This is a genomic window from Pseudomonas sp. 43mfcvi1.1 (genome assembly GCF_900115935.1).
Classification (GTDB): Bacteria; Pseudomonadota; Gammaproteobacteria; order Pseudomonadales; family Pseudomonadaceae; genus Aquipseudomonas; species Aquipseudomonas bijieensis.
Genome location: NZ_UETT01000009.1, coordinates 27,032 through 47,866 on the forward strand (window position 1 = coordinate 27,032; position 20,835 = coordinate 47,866).

Consider the following 20,835-nt stretch of genomic DNA (forward strand, 5'->3'; position numbering starts at 1 on the left):
TCGAACAGGGCATCGCCGACATCTGGCAAGACGTGCTCAAGCTCGAACGGGTAGGGCGCGACGACAACTTCTTTGAACTGGGTGGGCATTCCCTGCTGGCGACGCAAGCGACGGCGCGCCTGCAAATGCAGCAAGGCGCCGCGGTGCCCCTGGACTTGCTGTTCAGCACCACGTCCCTGGCCGACTACGCCGCACAACTGGCGGCCCACCTGACCCCTCACTCCAGCGCCGACCTGAGTGAGATGCATGATTTCCTGGCAGACCTGGAGACCCTTTGAATGACTCAGCTCGATAACCTGTCTCTGGTTCAGCGATTCATCCGTTTACCGCTCGCCCAACGGCAAGCGTTCCTGCACAAGCTGCACAGCAAAAACATGAGCCTGGCGGCATTGCCGATCCCGGCGATGCGCGACGAATTCGAGACCCTGGACCTGTCCTACGCCCAGGAGCGCCAGTGGTTCCTCTGGCAACTGGACCGTCACAGCGGGGCCTATCACGTGCCCACGGCGCTGCGCCTGCGCGGCGCCCTCGACCTGCCGGCGCTGCAACGCAGTTTCGACGCCTTGCTGGCCCGTCACGATGTGCTGCGCACGGTGTTCGTCGACAGCCCGCAAGGGCCTCGGCAAGAAGTGCTGGCACAATTGCGCCTGGCGATCGAACCGGAAGCCGCGGATGAGGCCGCGCTCAAAACCCTGATCGATGACGAAATCGCTGGATTGTTCGACCTGCAACAGGGGCCGTTGCTGCGGATCAAGCTGCTGCAACTGGCTGCCGACGACCATGTGCTGGTGCTGACCCAGCACCACATCATTTGCGATGGCGCCTCCGCACGGATCATGGTCAACGACCTGGTCCAACTCTACGCCGCCCACCGCAGCGGTCAGGCACCGACCCTGGCACCCTTGCCGATCCAGTACGCCGACTATGCGATCTGGCAGCGCAAATGGATGGAGGCCGGCGAGCTGGAACGACAGTTGGCCTACTGGACCGAACGGCTGGGCGATGGCGGCGAAGTCCTGCCGTTGCCAACGGACCGCCCACGCCCGGCGCTGCAAAGCCATCGCGGCGCACGCCTGGACTTGCGCTTCGACGCCGGGCTGACCCAGGGCCTGAAGCAACTGGCCCAGCGCGAAGCTTCGACGTTGTTCATGGTTTTGCTGGCGTCGTTCCAGGCCTTGTTGCACCGTTACAGCGACCAGTCGGACATCCGCGTCGGCGTCCCGATCGCCAACCGCAATCGCCCGGAAACCGAAGGCCTGATCGGCTTTTTCGTCAACACCCAGGTGCTCAATGCCCAGGTGCGGGGCGATTTGCCTTTCGTGCAGTTGCTGGCGCAGGTCAAGCAGGCCTCGCTGGGGGCGCAAGCCCATCAGGACCTGCCGTTCGAGCAGTTGGTGCAGGCATTGGCACCGCAGCGACAGGCGAGCCACAGCCCGCTGTTCCAGGTGATGTTCAACCACCAGAGCGGCGGCGCGGCCCAGGCCCTGCAACTGCCGGGATTGCAGGTCGAGAGCCTCGACTGGCGTTCCCACACCGCCCAATTCGACTTGACCCTCGACACCCACGAGACCGACGGTGAGCTGGCCGCGTCCCTGAGCTACGCCACCGACCTGTTCGACGCCAGCACCGTGCAACGCATGGCCGAGCACTGGCTGAACCTGCTGCACGGCATTGTCGCCAACCCTCGGCAACGCATCGGTGAACTGCCGCTGCTGACGGCCGCCGAGCAACAGCAGCACATTGGCCAATGGAACCCAGCGCCGCGCAGCTTCCCGGGCGAGGCCTGCCTGCATCAGCGCATCGCCGAACAAGCGCGTTTGCGTCCTGATGCCACTGCTTTGCGTTTCAACGAAAACAGCCTGACTTACGGCGCCCTCAACGCCCAGGCCAACCGTCGCGCCCATCAGTTGATCACCCACGGTGTTGGCCCGGATGTACTGGTGGGGCTGGCGGCCGAGCGCGGTTTCGACATGCTGGTGGGCCTGCTGGCAATCCTCAAGGCCGGTGGTGCCTATGTGCCGCTGGACCCGACGTATCCCCAGGATCGTCTGGCCTACATGATGCAGGACAGCGGCATCCGTTTGCTGCTGACCCAGGCGTCCCTGATTGATCAATTGCCGGTGCCGGACGGCGTGCAAACGCTGCTGCTGGACGCCGACGTCAGTGCATTCGCCGACAGCGATCCGCAGGTGTCGATGGACGCCGAAAACCTCGCCTACGTGATCTACACCTCCGGTTCCACCGGCAACCCCAAAGGCACGTTGCTGCCGCACCACAACGTGCTGCGCCTGTTCGAGGCCACCGAGCCGTGGTTCAACTTCGGTGCGGCGGATGTCTGGAGCCTGTTCCATTCCTATGCGTTCGACTTTTCGGTCTGGGAAATCTTTGGCGCACTGCTCCACGGCGGCGAGTTGCTTATCGTGCCGTACGACATCAGCCGTTCCCCGCAGCAGTTCCACGAATTGCTCTGCGACGCCGGGGTGACGGTGCTCAACCAGACGCCATCGGCGTTCAAGCAATTGATGCACGAAGCCTGCGCCGACTCGCGAAGCAATGCCTTGCGCTACGTGGTGTTCGGCGGCGAGGCGCTGGACGTCAAGTCCTTGCGCCCGTGGTTCGAGCGCTTCGGCGACGCGGCGCCGCAACTGATCAACATGTACGGCATCACCGAAACCACCGTGCACGTGACTTACCGTCCGCTGTCGATAGCGGACCTGGAACAGGACGCCAGCAGCCCCATCGGCGAGCCGATTGCCGACCTGTCGTGGTACCTGCTGGACGGCGATTTGAATCCGGTGCCGAAAGGCTGCATCGGAGAGTTGTACGTCGGTCGCGCCGGCCTGGCCCGGGGTTATCTGAATCGTGGCGACCTCACCGCATTGCGGTTCATCCCCGACCCGTTCGGCGACAGCGGCGCACGTTTGTACCGCACCGGCGACCTGGCGCAGTACCGCAGCGATGGGGTGATCGAGTACGTCGGCCGCATCGACCATCAAGTGAAGATCCGTGGCTTCCGCATTGAGCTGGGCGAAATCGAAGCGCGCCTGAATGCCCTGGTGTCGGTACGCGAAGCGCTGGTGTTGGCCCAGGAAGGCCCGAGCGGCCAGCAACTGGTGGGTTACGTGATTGCGGCGCAAGTCGGCGAGGACGAAGCCGACCTGCGCGAACAGATCAAGACCCAACTCAAGGCCGAGCTGCCGGACTACATGGTGCCGACGCACCTGCTGTTCCTCGAGCAATGGCCGCTGACCGCCAACGGCAAGCTCGATCGCAAGGCCTTGCCAACCGCCGACGCCAGCCAGATCCAGCAGGACTACGTGGCGCCGCGAAGTGAACTGGAGCAACAGATCGCAACGATCTGGCAGGACGTGCTCAAAGTGGAGCGGGTCGGCTTGAGCGATAACTTCTTTGAGCTGGGCGGCGATTCGATTGTCTCCATCCAGGTGGTCAGCCGCGCCCGTCAGACGGGCATCCGCTTTACCCCCAAGGACTTGTTCCAGCACCAGACCGTGCAGGCGCTGGCGAGCGTCGCCCAAATGGGTGGGCAGGCGCAGGCCATCGATCAAGCGTCGACCGAAGGGTCGACACCGTTGTTGCCGATCCAGCAGGCGTTTTTCGCCGAGGTGATTCCCGAGCGTCACCACTACAACCAGTCGGTGCTGCTGAAACCGGCCAGCCCGTTGCAAGCTTCCGTGTTGGGGCAGGCCTTGCAGGCGTTGGTGCTGCACCACGACGCCTTGCGTTTGTCCTTCAGTGAAACCGCCGAAGGATGGCGCGCCGAACACCGTGAGGTGGCGGCGCAACAACAGGCTTGGGCGAGCAACGGTTTGCTGTGGCAGCGTGACGTGGCCGATGCCAGCGCGCTGGAAACCCTCGCCAATCAGGCCCAGCGCAGCCTCGACCTGGACGCCGGGCCGCTGTTGCGCGGCGTCCTGGCGACCTTGGCCGATGGCAGCCAGCGCCTGTTGCTGGTGGTTCATCACTTGGCGGTGGACGGTGTGTCGTGGCGGATTCTGTTCGACGACCTGCAAACCGCCTACCAGCAGTTGCTCGCCGGCCAAGCCCTGCAATTACCGGCCAAGACCAGCTCGGTCAAGGCCTTTGCCGAGCAGTTGCAAGCCCACGCTCGCAGCGCGGAGCTGCAGCAGCAATTGGCCTACTGGCAAGGGCTACTGCACGACGCACCGACCGACCTGCCGTGCCTCGACCCCGAGGCGATCGGGCAAAACCGCGAGGCCGTCACCGTTCACACACGGCTGGACGCGCCCTTGACCCGGCAGTTGCTGCAAGAGGCGCCAGCGGCCTATCGCACCCAGGTCAATGACCTGTTGCTCACGGCCCTGGCCCGGGTGATTTGCCGTTGGACCGGCCACGACAGCCTGTTGCTCCAGCTCGAAGGCCATGGCCGCGAAGAGCTGTTCGCCAACGTCGACCTGACCCGCACGGTGGGGTGGTTCACCAGTCTGTTCCCGGTGCGGTTGTCGCCGGCGGTCGAACTGGCGGACTCGATCAAGTCGATCAAGCAAGGGCTGCGGACGATTCCCGACAAAGGCGTGGGCTTCGGTGCGCTGCGTTACCTGGGCGAAGACGCCAGTCGGGCGGCCTTGGAAGCCTTGCCGGTGCCGCGCATTACCTTCAACTACCTCGGCCAGTTCGACGGCAGTTTCGATCAGGACCAAGGCGCGCTGTTCAGCCCGGCCAGCGAAAGCGCCGGCGACGAGCAAAGCCCGCTGACCACCCTGGGCAACTGGCTGACGCTCAACGGTCAGGTGTTCGATGGCGCGCTGCGGCTGGGCTGGACGTTCAGTGCGCAACAGTTCGAGCCGGCGACCATCCAGCGGTTGGCCGATGAGTACGCCCGTGAGCTGGCGCTGTTGATCGCCCATTGCTGCGACCCGACGAGCCAGGGCATGACGCCGGTGGACTTTCCCCTGGCCGGCCTGACCCAGGCACAACTCGATGGCCTGGCGCTGTCGGCACGCGGGGTGGAAGACCTTTACCCGCTGGCACCGATGCAGCAAGGCATGTTGTTCCACAGCCTGTACGAAGCGGGCAGCGGCCAGTACATCAACCAGATGCGCCTGGACATCGAAGGCCTCGACCCTCGGCGTTTCGAGGCGGCCTGGCAAGCGGCGGTCGATGCCCATGACAGCCTGCGCAGCAGTTTTATCTGGCAGGGCAGCGAGCGGCCGGTGCAAGTGGTGCACAAGCAGGTGCGAGTGCCGTTCACCTCCCTGGACTGGAGCGCCCGTGCCGATGCCACCCAGGCCCTGGCCGAACGGGCGGACGCCGAGCGCGAACAGGGCTTCGACCTGGCCTGCGCGCCGTTGCTGCGCCTGGTGCTGGTGCGCACCGCTGAGCGGCGTTATCACCTGATCTACACCCATCACCACATTCTGATGGACGGCTGGAGCAACTCGCAGTTGCTCGGCGAGGTCCTGCAACGCTACGACGGCCAGGCCCTGCCGCGCCCGGCCGGGCGGTATCGGGACTACATCGCCTGGCTGCAAGGCCGCGACGCCCAGGCCAGCGAAACCTTCTGGCTGGCGCAATTGCAAAGCCTGGAGGCGCCGACCCGTCTGGCCGAGCCCCGTGTCGCACCGCTGCAACCGGCGTTGGAAAGCAGCCACGCCAGCCACTACCACGACCTGACGCCCCAGCAGACCCAACGCCTGAGCGAGTTCGCCCGCCAGCAGAAAGTCACCCTCAACACCGTCGTCCAGGCGACCTGGTTGTTACTGCTGCAGCACTACACCGGGCACGCCACCGTGGCCTTCGGCGCCACCGTGTCGGGGCGGCCGAGCGAGCTCAAGGGCGTTGAGCAGCAGATCGGCCTGTTCATCAACACCTTGCCGGTCATCGCCAGCCCGCGTCCGGAGCAAGCGCTGAGCGCACTGCTGCAACAGATCCAGGGCCAGAACGTGGCCTTGCGCGAGCACGAGCACACGCCATTGTTCGAGATCCAGCGCTGGGCCGGGCAGGGCGGTGACGGTTTGTTCGACACCTTGCTGGTGTTCGAAAACTACCCCGTGTCCCAGGCCCTGCAAGCGCAGGCGCCCTCGGGTTTGAGCTTCGGCAGCGTGGCCAGCCAGGAACAGACTAATTTCCCGTTGACCCTGGCCGTCAATCTAACTGACATCCTGAGCCTGCACTTCACCTATGCCCATGCTGCTTTCCCTATACACACCGTCGAGCGCCTGGCTGAGCAGGTGGCCTACGTGCTCGCGCAGATGGTGAGCCTGCCGGCCGGCGGTTGCGTGGGCGACATCCAACTGCTGGATGAGGTGACCCGTGACAGGCTGCTGCACGACTGGAACGCCACTTCGGTGGTGGAGCCGCCTCGGCGCCCGGTCCATCAATGGATCGAGGCCCAGGCCCGAAGCACCCCCGACGCGGTCGCCGTGGTCAGCGAGCAGGAAACGCTTACTTACGCCGAGCTCAACGCCCGGGCCAATCGCCTGGCCCATGGCTTGATCGAACGCGGCATCGGCCCTGACGTGCTGGTGGGGCTGGCGCTGTCGCGCAGCGTGCAGATGGTCGTCGGCTTGCTGGCGGTGCTCAAGGCCGGTGGCGCCTACGTGCCGCTGGACCCGGCCTATCCGCGGGATCGCCTGGCGTACATGGTCGAGGACAGCGGCATCGCCTTGCTCCTCACTGATACCGATGGGTTGCCGCTGTTCGGCGACGCTGCCGTGGCCACGCTGCTGTTGGATCAGCCCGGGCAATGGCTGGCCGGCTACAGCGAGCGCGACCCGGGCGTGGCCATCGACGGCGAGCACCTCGCTTATGTGATCTACACCTCCGGCTCCACCGGCAAGCCCAAGGGCGTGACCCTTCGCCATGCCGGCCTGAGCAACCACATGGCGTGGATGCAGGATTGTTTGAAACTGACCGCCGCCGACCGCGTCCTGCAGAAAACCGCGATCAGTTTCGATGCCTCGGTCTGGGAGTTCTGGCTGCCGTTGATGAGCGGCGCGCAACTGGTGCTCGCCAGCCCGCACCTGAACCTCGACCTGACCACCCTCTGGGCCGACGTGGCGCGGTGGCGCATCAGCGTGCTGCAAATGGCGCCCTCGCTGTTGCAGGCCTTGCTGCCTCTGGCGACCCGCGAGCAACTGGCCTCCCTGCGCCTGCTGCTGTGCGGCGGCGAGGCCTTGAGCACGCACCTGTCACGCCAGGTCATGGCGCTGTTCGAGGGCGAGCTGCGCAACCTCTATGGCCCGACCGAAGCGACCATCGACACCAGCAGCCATGCCGTGGTGCGCGGCCGCGAAGAGGACGCCGAGCGGATCATCGCCATCGGCCGTCCCATCGATAACGTGCGCACCTACGTGCTGGACGCGGCGTTGCGGCCTTGCGCCGTGGGCGCCGTCGGCGAGTTGCACATCGCCGGTGATTCCCTGGCCCGTGGTTACCACCAACGAGCGGCACTGTCCGCCGAACGCTTCATTCCCGACCCGTTCGCGCCAGATGCCGGCGGTCGCCTGTATCGCACCGGTGACCTGGCGCGTTACGGCGCGGACGGGGTGATCGAGTACCTCGGCCGGATCGACCATCAAGTGAAGATCCGTGGCCTGCGCATCGAACTGGGGGAAATCGAAGCGCGCCTGCAGGCCGATGCCGATGTGCGCGATGCGGTGGTGCTGGCGCGGGACGACGTGAGCGGGCCGAACCTGGTGGCCTACCTGGTCGGCCAGGACAGCCCGCTCGACAGCCCTCTTGACCAGGCCAGCCTGAGCGACCGGCTCAAGGCGCGACTGGCGGCCCAGGTGCCGGACTTCATGGTGCCGACCCATTGGGTCTTCCTCGACCGCTTGCCGCTGACCCCCAACGGCAAGCTCGATCGCAAGGCCTTGCCGGCACCGGACACCCGTGCCCTGCACTCGGCTTACCTCGCACCGCAGAGCGACCTCGAATGCCGGGTCGCGGCCATCTGGCAAGACGTGCTCAAGGTCGAGCGGGTCGGGCTGGGCGACGACTTCTTCGAGCTGGGCGGGCATTCGCTGCTGGTGGTGAGCGTGGTCTCGCGCCTGCAACTGGAGCTGGGCCTGACCTTGACCCCGCAACTGATTTTCCAATTCCCGGTACTCGGCGCGTTCGTGGCGCAACTCGAGCCTGCCGGCGAACCCATGAGTACGTCGAAATTGAGCAAGCTTGAAGCGCTGCTCGATGAATTTGAGGAGGTTTGATGGACACCGCTGTCGCACAACGTATTGCCAGGCGCTTCATAACGCTGCCGCTGGAAAAACGTCGCTTGTACTTGCAGAAAATGCTCGAAGAGAACGTTTCCCCAGCGAACCTGCCCATTGCGCCCGTCAGTGCCGAGTTCGACACGTTGTCGCTGTCATTTGCCCAGGAACGCCAATGGTTCCTGTGGCAGCTGGACCCCGAGAGCGCGGCCTACCACATGCCTACGGCCCTGCGCTTGCGCGGGCCGCTGGACATCGCTGCGCTGGAGCAGAGTTTCACGGCGTTGGTGGCGCGTCACGAGAGCCTGCGCACCACCTTCCAGACCCAGGGCGAGCAGGTCGTGCAGCAGGTGCACGCGGCGGCGCCAGTGCGCTTGCAGGCAGACACGTTGGAACAACGGCCGGACGAAACCCAGCTGCGCCAGTTGATCGAAGCCGAAACCCGCCAGCTCTTCGACCTGCAACAAGGGCCGTTGCTGCGCACGCGCCTGCTGCGGTTGGCGGCGGATGACCACGTGCTGATCGTGACCTTGCACCACATCGTTGCCGATGGCTGGTCGATGCAGGTGATGGTCGAGGAACTGGTCAACGGCTACGCCGCCTTCAGCCAGGGCCACGTGCCGGAGCTGCCGGCGCTGCCGATCCAGTACGCCGACTACGCCATCTGGCAGCGGCACTGGATGGAAGCGGGCGAGCGTGAACGCCAGTTGGAATACTGGACCGCACGCTTGGGTGGCCAGCAACCGGTGCTGGAACTGCCTACCGATTTCCCCCGTCCGGCGGTGATGAGCTATCGCGGCGCGCGGCTGGAACTTGCCATCGATGCGGTACTGGCTGGCGACCTCAAGCACATGGCCCAGCGCGAAGGCGTCAGCCTGTTCATGCTTCTGCTGGCCTCGTTCCAGGCGCTGCTGCATCGCTACAGCGGCCAGCACGATATTCGTGTCGGCGTGCCGACGGCCAACCGTAACCGGGTCGAGACCGAGCGCCTGATCGGCTTTTTCGTCAACACCCAGGTGCTCGACAGCGATGTCCAGAGCCAGGATTCGTTTGGTGCCCTGCTGCAACAAGTGAAGCAGGCAGCCCTGGGCGCCCAGGCGCACCAAGAGCTGCCGTTCGAGCAACTGGTCGAGGCATTGCAGCCTGAACGCAACCTGAGCCACAGCCCGCTGTTCCAGGTGATGTTCAACCACCGGACCCAAGGCCCGGCGGGCGAGGGGCCGGTCGGTGCGTTGAAAGTCGAGGGGCTGCGCTGGGATTCGCACACGGCGCAATTCGACCTGACCCTGGAAACCGTGGAGCACAGCGAAGGGCTCTCGGCAGGGCTGATTTATGCCACCGACCTGTTTGGCGCCGAGACGATCGCGCGCATGGCCGGGCATTGGCAGAACCTGTTGCGGGCAATCGTGGCCGACCCGACGCAGCGCATCGGTGAACTGCCGTTGCTCGACGCGGCCGAACGCCAGGCCCAGCTCGACGACGGCCAGCGCAACGCGGCGCCAGCGCCCGAGGCGGGGTTTGTCCATCAATTATTCGAACGACAAGCGGCGCGCACCCCGGACGCTCCGGCGCTGGTGATCGACGACGAACGCTGGAGCTACGGCCAACTCAATGCCCGGGCCAATCAACTGGCGGGGAAGCTGCAGAGCCTTGGCGTCGGCCCCGATGTCCTGGTCGGCATTGCCGTGGAGCGCAGCGCGCACATGCTGGTGGGCCTGCTGGCGATCCTCAAGGCCGGCGGCGCCTACCTGCCGCTGGACCCGGCGTTCCCCCAGGACCGCCTGGCCTACATGATCGAAGACAGCGGCATCGAGCTGCTGCTGACCCAGAACTCGCTGCTCAACCGATTCTCGGCACCCTGTGGGAGCGAGCCTGTGGGAGCAAAGCTTGCTCGCGATGGCGGTAGTTCAGTCAATGGTGATGGTGGGTGTGCCGACGCTATCGCGAGCAAGCTTTGCTCCCACAGGTTCGCTCCCACAGGGGCCGGTGTTGGCATCACCACGCTGGTGTTGGACCAGGAGGGTGACTGGCTCGACGGCTATGCCTGCGAGGCGCCGGCGACGCGCCTGGATGCGGAGCACCTGGCCTACGCGATCTACACCTCCGGCTCCACCGGAAAGCCCAAGGGCGTGATGGTGCGCCACGGCGCGCTGACCAATTTCGTCGCGAGCATGGCCAAGGCGCCGGGCATGACCGCCCAGGGCCGGGCGTTGTCGCTGACCACGTTCTCGTTCGATATTTTCGGCCTGGAAATCTACGTGCCGCTGATGGTCGGCGCGTGCATCGTGCTGACCGGCAAACACGTCGCCCAGGACCCGTACGCGGTGTTGGCGCTGATCGCGGCGGAGCAGGTCAATGTGGTCCAGGCCACGCCGTCGACCTGGCGCATGTTGTTGGACAACGAGCACGCCCAGGTTTTGCGCGGCTGCAAGTGCCTGTGCGGTGGCGAGGCGCTGCCCCGGGAACTGGCCGTGCGCATGCTCGCCCTTGGCGGTGAAGTGTGGAACCTCTACGGCCCGACGGAAACCACCATCTGGTCGGCCCTGCACCCGTTGCAAACCCAGGCTGCGCAACCGTGGCTGGGCGGCCCCATCGACAACACCACGCTGTACATCGTCGGTGCCGACCTGATGCCGGTGCCCTATGGCGTGGCCGGTGAATTGCTGATCGGCGGCCAGGGCCTGGCCCGGGGTTATTTCCAGCGTCCGGCGCTGACCGCCGAACGTTTCGTGCCCCATCCGTTTGTCGCCGGCGAGCGCCTGTATCGCACCGGTGACCTGGCGCGCCAGCGTGCCGACGGCATCCTCGAATACCTCGGGCGCATCGACCACCAGGTGAAGATCCGCGGGTTCCGCATCGAACTGGGGGAAATCGAGGCGCGCCTGCTGGAACAGGGCAGCGTGCGCGAAGCGGCGGTGCTGGCCCAGGACGCGCCGGGCGGCCAGGCGCTGGTGGCGTACATCGTCCCAACCGCCGAACTGGATGACCTGGACGCCACCGCCCAGAGCGACCTGCGTGACAGCCTCACCGCAGGGCTCAAGGTCAATCTGCCCGACTACATGGTGCCGGCCCACGTGGTGCTGTTGCCGCGCTTCCCGCTGACGCCCAACGGCAAGCTGGATCGCAAGCAGTTGCCCAAGCCCGATGCCAGTCAGTGGCAGAAAACCTATGTCGCGCCGCAGACCTCCGTGCAGCAGGCGGTGGCGACGATCTGGGCCGATATCCTCAAGGTCCGGCGGGTGGGCCTGGATGACAACTTCTTCGAACTGGGCGGCCATTCCTTGCTGGCCACCCAGGTGATGTCGCGGATTCGCCAGCAACTGAATGTCCAGGTGCCGTTGCGCCTGTTGTTCGCCCACAACAGCCTGCGAGCGTTTGTCGAGGCCCTGGGCACGGCGTCGGCGAATGATGAGCCGAGCATCCCCCGTATTCCTCGCGACCAGCCGCTGGCGCTCTCGTTCGCCCAGCAGCGGCAGTGGTTCCTCTGGCAACTGGAACCCACCAGCAGCGCCTATCACATTCCCGCCGCGCTGCGTTTGCGCGGTGCCCTCGACCGTGCCGCGTTGCAACAGAGCTTCGATGCACTGGTGGCGCGTCACGAGAGTCTGCGGACCCGCTTCGTGCTCGACAATGAGCGTCCCCTGCAAGTGATCGATGCACCGGCGCCGCTGACCCTGGCGGTGGAATCGGTGGACGCCGGTATCGATGAACAGGCCTTGCGCGGCTTGATCGAAGCCGAAACCCGACGATTGTTCGATTTGCAGCGCGGTCCGTTGCTGCGGGTCAAGTTGTTGCAACTGGGGGCTGATGAGCATGTGCTGATCCTGACCCAGCACCACATCGTGTCCGATGCCTGGTCGATGCAGATCATGGTCGACGACCTGCTGCAGTTGTACGCGGGTTTCAGCCAGGGCCAGCCCGTGGCGCTGGCGCCGCTGCCGATCCAGTACGCCGACTACGGCCACTGGCAGCGGCAATGGCTGGCGGCGGGGGAGCAACAACGTCAACTCGATTACTGGCTCGAGCAGTTGGGCGGCGAACAACCGATTCTCGAACTGCCGACCGACCATCCGCGCCCGGCCCAGCAAAGCTATCGGGGCGCACGGCTGCCCATCGTCATCGAGCCGGCTTTGGCCGAAGGCCTCAAGCGCCTGGCCCAGCAACACAACAGCACGCTGTTCATGCTCTTGCTCGCCGGCTTCCAGACCTTGCTGCACCGCTACAGCGGCCAGGACGACATCCGCGTCGGCGTGCCGATCGCCAACCGTAACCGGGAGGAAACCGAGCGCCTGCTGGGCTTCTTCGTCAACACCCAGGTGCTCAAGGCCGACATCGACGGCAACCTGCGGTTCGACCAGTTGCTCGATCAGGTCAAGCAACGCGCACTGGGCGCCCAGGCCCACCAGGACCTGCCGTTCGAACAACTGGTGGAACGGCTGGAACCGGCGCGCAACCTGAGTCACACGCCGTTGTTCCAGGTGATGTTCAACCATGCCAGCGAGGCCCGCCGGGATCTGTCGGCGTTGCCGGGCCTGAGCCTGGAACAACTGACCTGGGACTCAGGTACCGCGCAGTTCGACCTGACCCTGGACACCTTCGAATACGCCGATGGCCTCAGCGCCGCGTTGACCTATGCCCGCGACCTGTTCGAACCGGGCACCATCGCCCGCCTGGGCGAGCACTGGCTGAACCTGTTGCGCGCCATCGTCGCCCACCCGACCCAGCGCATCGCCGAACTGCCGATGCTGGACGGGGCGCAGCGGCGAGTGATCGTCGAGGACTGGAACCGCACCTACGCCGACTACCCGAACCATGTTCCGGTGCATCAGTTGATCGAAGCCCAGGTCGAGCGTGACCCGCACGCCGAGGCACTGGTGTTCGAAGGGCAATCGCTGAGCTATGCCCAGCTCAACGCCCGCGCCAACCAGTTGGCCCACGCCTTGATCGCCCGCGGCATCGGCCCGGATGTGCTGGTGGGCATCGCGGTGCAGCGCAGCGTGGAGATGGTCGTCGGCCTGCTGGCGATCCTCAAGGCCGGCGGCGCCTACGTGCCGCTGGACCCGGAGTACCCGACGGAGCGCCTGGCCTACATGATCGAGGACAGCGGCATCGAGCTGCTGCTGACCCAAAGCTCGTTGCTCAACCAACTACCGCTGTCCTGTGGGAGCGAGCTTGCTCGCGATGGCGGTGGTCCAGTCAATAGTGATGTTGAAGGTGAGGGCCTTATCGCGAGCAAGCTCGCTCCCACAGGGGGCGGTGTCACCCCCTTGGTGCTGGATGGGGACGACGCCTGGCTGCGGGACTATCCCACCGACAACCCACCTTCCCGGGTCGTCGCCGAGAACCTGGCCTATGTGATCTACACCTCTGGCTCCACCGGCAAGCCCAAGGGCGCCGGCAACAGCCATGGCGCGCTGACCAACCGCTTGTGCTGGATGCAACAGGCCTATGGCCTGGAGGCGGGCGACAGTGTCTTGCAGAAGACCCCGTTCAGTTTCGACGTGTCGGTCTGGGAATTCTTCTGGCCGCTAATGACGGGCGTACGCCTGGTCGTCGCGGCACCGGGGGATCATCGCGATCCGCAGAAGCTGGTCAGCCTGATCGAACGGGAAAGCATCACCACCCTGCATTTCGTGCCGTCGATGCTGCAAGCGTTCGTGCTCGACGCCAACGTCAGTCGTTGCACCAGCCTGACCCGTATTGTCTGCAGCGGCGAAGCCCTGCCGGTGGATGCCCAGCAGCAGGTGTTCGCCAAGTTGCCCGATGCCCGGCTGTATAACCTGTACGGTCCGACCGAAGCGGCCATCGACGTGACCCATTGGACCTGCCGCGACGAAGGGCGCGATGCGGTGCCGATTGGCGAGCCGATTGCCAACCTGATGACCTACATCCTCGACGATGAACTGAACCCGGTGCCGAGCGGCGTCAACGGCGAGCTGTACCTCAGCGGCCAGGGCCTGGCCCGCGGTTATCACCGCCGCCCCGAACTGACCGCCGAGCGTTTCGTCGCCAGCCCGTTCGTGGCCGGCGAGCGGCTGTACCGCACCGGCGACCTGGCGCGCTATCGCCCGAACGGGGTGATCGACTACATCGGCCGGATCGACCATCAGGTGAAGGTCCGCGGGTTCCGTATCGAATTGGGCGAGATCGAAGCGCGCCTGCTTGAACATGCGGCGGTGCGCGAAGCGGTGGTGGTGGCCCAGGACAGCCGCAGCGGCAAGGTGCTGAGCGGCTACGTGGTCGTCCAGGCCGAGGCAACCGGTGATTGGTCGCTGCTGCGTGAAGCGCTTCTGGTCCATTTGCGCCTGAACCTGCCGGAACACATGGTGCCGACGCACCTGACCCGCCTGGAACACATGCCGCTGAGCCCGAACGGCAAACTCGACCGCAAGGCGCTGCCGGCGCCGGACCTGGCCGAACGTCAAGAGGCATTCACGGCACCGGTCAACGCCATCGAGCGGGCGCTGGTGGAGATCTGGCAAGGGGTGCTCGGCGTCGAGCGGGTGGGCACCGCCGACAACTTCTTCGCCCTGGGTGGCGACTCGATCAACTCGATCCAGGTGGTCAGCCGAGCGCGTGCCCAAGGCATCGGCCTGGCTCCCAAGGACCTGTTCCTGCACCAGACCATCCAGGCCCTGACGCGGGTCGCCATGGTGGCCGATGAGGCGGTGATCGACCTGGCACCGGTCACCGGCGACAGCTTGCTGGTGCCGATGCAGCACTGGTTTTTCGCCAGCGATATCCCGCACCGCGACCACTGGAACCAATCGGTCCTGTTGACCCCGCGCGAACCTCTGGACATCGCCCATCTGCAACAGGCCCTGCGGCACGTGGTGGCCCATCACGATGCCCTGCGCCTGCGGTTCACCCAGGCCGACGATGGCCGCTGGCACGCCAGCCATCAGGCCGTGGATGAGCCACCGCTGGAGATCTGGCAGCGCACCGCCCAGAACGCCGCCGAGATCGTCGCCATCGCCGACCAGGCGCAACGCAGCCTCGACCTGCAGCACGGCCCGTTGCTGCGCTGCAGCCTGATCGCGGTGCAGGACGGCAGTTCGCGCCTGCACCTGGCGATTCATCACCTGGTCATGGACGGCGTGTCGTGGCGGGTGCTGCTGGAAGACCTGCAAAACGTCTACCGCCAATTACGGGCGAACCAGGCGCCGGCCTTGCCGGGCAAGTCCACGGCGTTCAAGGCCTGGGCCGCTCAGTTGCAGGACTACGCCCACAGCGAAACCCTGAACAAGGAACTGGATTACTGGGTCGGGCAATTGGATCAGCCTCTGCCGCCGTTACCACGGGCCCGTCCCGAAGGCAGCCAGGCCGCGGCCCATGGCCGTTCGGTGAGCACACGCCTGGACGCTACCCAGACCCAGCGTCTGCTCAAGCAAGCGCCGACGGCCTATCGCACCCAGGTCAACGATTTGCTGCTCAGCGCCCTGGCGCAAGTGGTCTGCCAATGGACCGGGCAACCGGCCTGCCTGGTGCAGCTCGAAGGCCATGGCCGCGAAGAGCTGTTCGATGGCATCGACCTGAGCCGCACCGTCGGTTGGTTCACCAGCCTGTTCCCGGTGTTGCTGACACCGGCCAGCGACCCCGCCGAGTCCATCAAGCGGATCAAGGAACAGCTGCGCGCGGTGCCGAACAAGGGCCTGGGCTACGGCGTCCTGCGCTACCTCGGTGCCGAAGCGGTCCAGCAGCGGCTGGCAAAACTGCCGCCAGCGCGCATCACCTTCAACTACCTGGGGCAGTTCGACCAGAGCTTCGATGAGCAGGCGCTGTTCGTGCCAAGCGAGGAGGGCAGTGGCGCAGGGCACGGCGATGACGTGGCGCTGGGCAACTGGCTGACCCTCGACGGGCGGATCTTCAACGGCCAGTTGTCCCTGGACTGGACTTTCAGTGGCGATGTCTTCGACGAGGCCACGCTCCAGCAGTTGGCCGATGCCTACGCGGTGGCGTTGCAACAACTGATCGACCACTGCTGCACCGACGGGCACCAGGGCCTGACACCTTCCGACTTCCCGCTGGCGCGCCTGAGCCAGTCGCAACTCAACGGCCTGCCGGTGCCCGTGGCCCAGGTGGAGGACATCTACCCGCTGTCGCCGATGCAGGACGGCATGCTGTTCCACACCCTGGCCGACGACAGCTCCGGCTTGTACATCAACCAGATCAGCCTGCCGGTACACGGCCTGGACACCGAGCGTTTCGCCCGGGCCTGGACCGCGGTGATCGAGCGGGAGGACATCCTGCGCACCAGTTTCCACTGGCAGGATGGCTTGAGCGCGCCGGTGCAAATCGTCCACCGTTACGTTGAGTTGCCGTTGCAGATCGAAGACTGGCGAGGACAGGACATCAGCGAGCAGGCGATCAGCGCCCGGGCGACCGCCGATTACCTGGCCGGTTTCGACTTGAGCCGTGCGCCCTTGCAACGGGTGCTGTTGCTGCGCCTGGAAGACGACCGCTACCAGATGATCTGGACCTGCCATCACATCCTCATGGACGGCTGGAGCAGTTCGCGCTTGTTCGGTGAGGTGTTGCAGTTCTACGCCCATGGGCAGGTGCCAAGCCGCAATGGTCGCTACCGCGAATTCATCGAATGGCTGCAACGCCAGGACCAGGGTGCGCTGGAGCGCTTCTGGCGCAGCCGCCTCGACCCATTGGAACAGGCGACCTCCCTCAACCAGGCGATGTTCCCGCGGCATGTCGCGGCATTGCCGGGGCACCAGGCGCTGTATTCGCGCTGGAACGCGGCGCAGACCGCGCGGCTGCAACAGGCCTGCCGCGCCTTGCAGATCACACCGAACACCTTGATCCAAGGGGCGTGGCTGCTGTTGCTGCAGCGCTTCACCGGGCAAAACACCGTGGTCTTTGGCGCCACCGTCGCCGGGCGTCCGGCGGGGCTGGTCAACGCCGACAACATCCTTGGCCTGTTCATCAACACCTTGCCGGTGATCCAGACCCTGGACCCGGAGCAGCCGCTGGATCAATGGCTGCAGCAGTTGCAGGCCTACAACCTGGACCTCCGTGAGCATTCCCATGCGCCACTGGCGGACATCCAGCGCTGGTCGGGCCTGGGCGGGCAGGGCTTGTTCGACAGCATCATCGTGTTCGAGAACTACCCCATCGACGAACGCCTGGGCGACCAGCAGGACACCGGCCTGAGCTTCGGCGAGTCGCGCAATCATGACGTGACCAACTTCCCGATGGACCTGGCGGTCAACCTGGGCGAAACGCTGTCCATCGAGTACCTGTTCCTGCGCAACGCGTTCAGTGTCGAAGCGGTGGAGCGAATCCGCCGGACCCTGGAAGACACCCTGGAAGCGATGATCAATGCGCCCCACGCGTGCCTGGGCAACCTGCAGCGCTTGTCGCTGGAGCAGTGGCAGGCCTTCGAGCAATGGAGCGCGGCACCGAACGGCTGCTATCAGGCGCAGTTGCTGCCGGAAATGATTGGCCGGCATGCCCGGTCGCGTCCACAGGCCACGGCGCTGGTGTGTGGCGACGACTCGCTGGACTATGGCGAACTGGAGTGTCGGGCCAACCGCCTGGCCCACCGTTTGATCGAACTCGGCGCCGGCCCGGAAGTGGTGGTCGGCGTGGCCCTGGAGCGTTCGGTGGACATGGTCGTGGCGCTGCTGGCGGTGATGAAAAGCGGCTCGGCGTATGTGCCGCTGGACATCGATTACCCACCCGAGCGCCTGGCGTTCATGATCGAAGATTCGGCCATGGCGCTGTTGCTGACCCACAGCCGGGTGCAGGGGCGCCTGCCTGAACTCGACGGTTTGGCGCGCCTGGTCATCGACGGTTTCGACAGCCGTGGCTACAGCGACCTGCCGCCGCACAGCGGCTTGCTGGGTGGCAACCTGGCCTACCTGATCTACACCTCCGGCTCCACCGGCCGACCCAAAGGCGTCGCCGTGGCGCACGGGCCGATGAGCATGCATTGCCAGGCCATCGCCGGGCTGTATGACATGGACGAGCACACCCGTGAGCTGCATTTCATGTCGTTCGCCTTCGACGGCGCCCATGAGCGCTGGCTGAGCACGCTATTGAGCGGCGGCACCCTGGTGATTCGCGACGGCGCGCTGTGGACGCCGGAGCAGACCTTCGACGCCTTGCACCGCCACGGCATCACCATCGCCTGCTTCCCGCCGGCCTACCTCAAGCAACTGGCCGAATACGCTGCCCACAGCCAGCTGTCGCCACCGCCGGTGCGGGTGTACTGCTTCGGCGGCGATGCGGTGCCGGACCAGACCTTCGAGCAAGTGAAGGCGGCGCTGCGCCCGCAATGCTTCACCAACGGCTATGGCCCGACGGAAACCGTGGTCACGCCCATGTTGTGGAAGGTGCCGGCCAGCGAACGTTGCGAAGCCGCCTACGCGCCGATCGGGCGGGCGGTGGGCGAGCGCGCCTTGTATGTCCTGGACGACAACCTCAACCCGTTGCCGCCGGGCATTGCCGGCGAGTTGTACATCGGTGGCGAGGGGATCGCCCGTGGTTATCACCGCCGCCCGGACCTGAGTGCCGAGCGCTTCGTGCCGGACCCGTTCGGCCAGCCGGGCGATCGCCTGTACCGCAGCGGCGACCTGGTGCGCCAGCGTGTCGACGGGGTGCTCGATTACGTCGGGCGTATCGACCACCAGATCAAGGTGCGGGGTTTCCGCATCGAACTGGGGGAAATCGAAGCCAGCTTGCGGCAGTTGAACGACGTCAGCGATGCGTTGGTGATCGCCCGCGACAGTGCCTCGGGCAAGCAACTGATCGGCTACGTGGTCACCCCCGAGGGCATGGCCATCGGTGATCGGCTCAAGGCCGAGCTGCGGGCGCAGTTGCCGGATTACATGGTGCCGGCCCAGGTCATCTGCCTGGAGGCGTTGCCGGTCACGCCGAACGGCAAGCTCGACCGCCAGGCCCTGCCAGAGCCGGAATTCAAGGGCGCCGAGTATGTGCCCGGGCGCAACCGCGATGAGCAGCTGTTGGCCGAGGTCTGGGCCGAGGTGTTGCAGGTCGAGCGGGTGGGCATCACCGACAACTTCTTCGAGTTGGGCGGCGACTCGATCCTCAGCCTGCAAGTGGTCTCGCGGGTACGCAACCATCCGGAGCTGAAGATGGAGCTCAAGCTGCGGGACCTGATGCGTGGCCAGACCATCGAGGCGATTTTCGACCAGCGTTCGAACACGCTTGCCGTGACGGTCGAGGATGTGACCCAGGTGGCGGGCGAAGGGCAGTTCAACCTGATTCCGATCCAGCAATGGTGGTTTGACCAGCGCATGAGTGAACCCCACCACTACAACCAGGCGTTGATGCTGCGGGCCCGCCAGGGGTTGAACCTGACGGCGCTGGAATTGGCGTTGCGCGGCATGATGCAGCAGCACGACGCCTTGCGCCTGCGCTTCAGTGAGGTCGGCGGGCGTCACCTGCAACATTACCAGGCGTTGGAGGAAATGCAGGCGCAGTGGGCCAGCGAACCCTTGTTGTGGCAGCACACGGTGGCCGATGAAGCCGAGCTGGAGCTGTACGCCGAACAGGTACAGCGCAGCCTCGATGTGCACAACGGGCCGGTGTGGCGCACCGCGCACGTGACCTTGGGCAGTGGTGAGATTCGTGTGCTGATGGTCATTCATCACCTGGTCATCGACACGGTGTCGTGGCGTTTGCTCCTGCAGGATTTGCAGACCGCTTATGCGGCCTACAGCGACGGCCAGACGCCGAACCTGCCGATTCGCACCAGCAGCTACCGGGCCTGGGCCGAGGGCTTGCAGGCCTATGCACGGGATTATCCGGCCCAGGAAAAAGCCTGGTGGCTGGAGCAGATCGACCAGCCGGGCAGCGAGTTGCCGTGTGACAACCTGCGGGGCAAGAACCAGGTGCAGTACCAGTCGGTCGCGCATTTGAGCCTGTCGGAGCAGCACACCCAGCAGTTGCTCAAACAGGTGCCGGCGGTCTACCAGACGCAGATCAACGACGTGTTGCTGGCGGCGCTGAGCCGGGTGTTGTGCCGCTGGAGCCAGCAGCCTTCGGTGCTGATCCAGCTGGAGGGGCATGGTCGCGAGGATTTGGTCAAGGACATCGACCTGAGCCGCAGCCTGGGCTGGTTCACCAGCATGTTCCCGGTGCGCCTGGCCCCGAGCCCGGACGCCGACATCGGCACGTCGGTGCGGGCGGTGCAGCGGCAGTTGGCCGCCGTGCCGAACAAGGGGTTGGGCTATGGCGTGTTGCGCTACATGAGCGGCGAGCCGATGGCCGCCACCCTGGGCCGCGCCCCCCAGGCGCGGGTGACGTTCAACTACCTGGGGCAGTTCGACCAGAGTTTCGACGACAAGGCGTTGCTGGTGCCAGCGGCGGAAAGCTACGGCAGTTGCTACAGCCCCCATGCCGCGTTGGGCAACTGGCTGGAAGTGGTGGGGCAGGTGTACGACGGGCGCCTGGCGCTGCGCTGCATCTTCAGCACCCGCCGCTACCGTGCCGAGACTGTCGAGGGATTGATGTGCGCGTACCAGGAGGAACTGGAAGCGTTGATCGAGCACTGCGTGGCGCAGGCTGCCTAAGGATGGGGGCGGGTTCATCGTTATATGAGGAACCCGCCGTCGCCTGGAGGAAGATAGCCAGCACCGAACCTGTGGCGAGGGAGCTTGCTCCCGCTGGG

3 protein-coding genes (1 of these 3 running past the window's edge) are annotated in these 20,835 nt (G+C 65.5%); all 3 read left to right on the top strand.

Annotated features, from left to right (window positions below):
• Tightly spaced (each overlapping or abutting the next), the 3 genes in view from DTP52_RS17875 to DTP52_RS17885 form a layout consistent with a single transcriptional unit that may run on beyond the window.
• Positions 1-278 carry the final stretch of a non-ribosomal peptide synthase/polyketide synthase gene (locus tag DTP52_RS17875; RefSeq protein ID WP_109754551.1) on the top strand. 12,187 nt of this gene lie to the left of the window's left edge, so the window shows 278 of its 12,465 coding nt (coding positions 12,188-12,465); the start codon falls outside the window, past its left edge; the stop codon is at positions 276-278.
• On the top strand, positions 279-8,189 hold the full coding sequence (locus tag DTP52_RS17880) for a non-ribosomal peptide synthetase (RefSeq protein ID WP_109754552.1): 7,911 nt from the start codon (positions 279-281) through the stop codon (positions 8,187-8,189). It begins immediately after the preceding gene.
• Entirely contained in the window at positions 8,189-20,737 is a 12,549-nt protein-coding gene (locus DTP52_RS17885; RefSeq protein ID WP_256594262.1) for a non-ribosomal peptide synthase/polyketide synthase, read from the top strand. The genes DTP52_RS17880 and DTP52_RS17885 overlap by 1 nt, the downstream gene beginning before the upstream one ends.
• The last annotated feature ends 98 nt before the right edge of the window (positions 20,738-20,835 follow it).

What these genes read in the sequence shown, in the direction of transcription:
- DTP52_RS17880 (WP_109754552.1), top strand. Translation starts at nt 279, where the DNA reads ATGACTCAGCTCGATAACCTGTCTCTGGTTCAGCGATTCATCCGTTTA.
- DTP52_RS17885 (WP_256594262.1), top strand. Translation starts at nt 8,189, where the DNA reads ATGGACACCGCTGTCGCACAACGTATTGCCAGGCGCTTCATAACGCTG.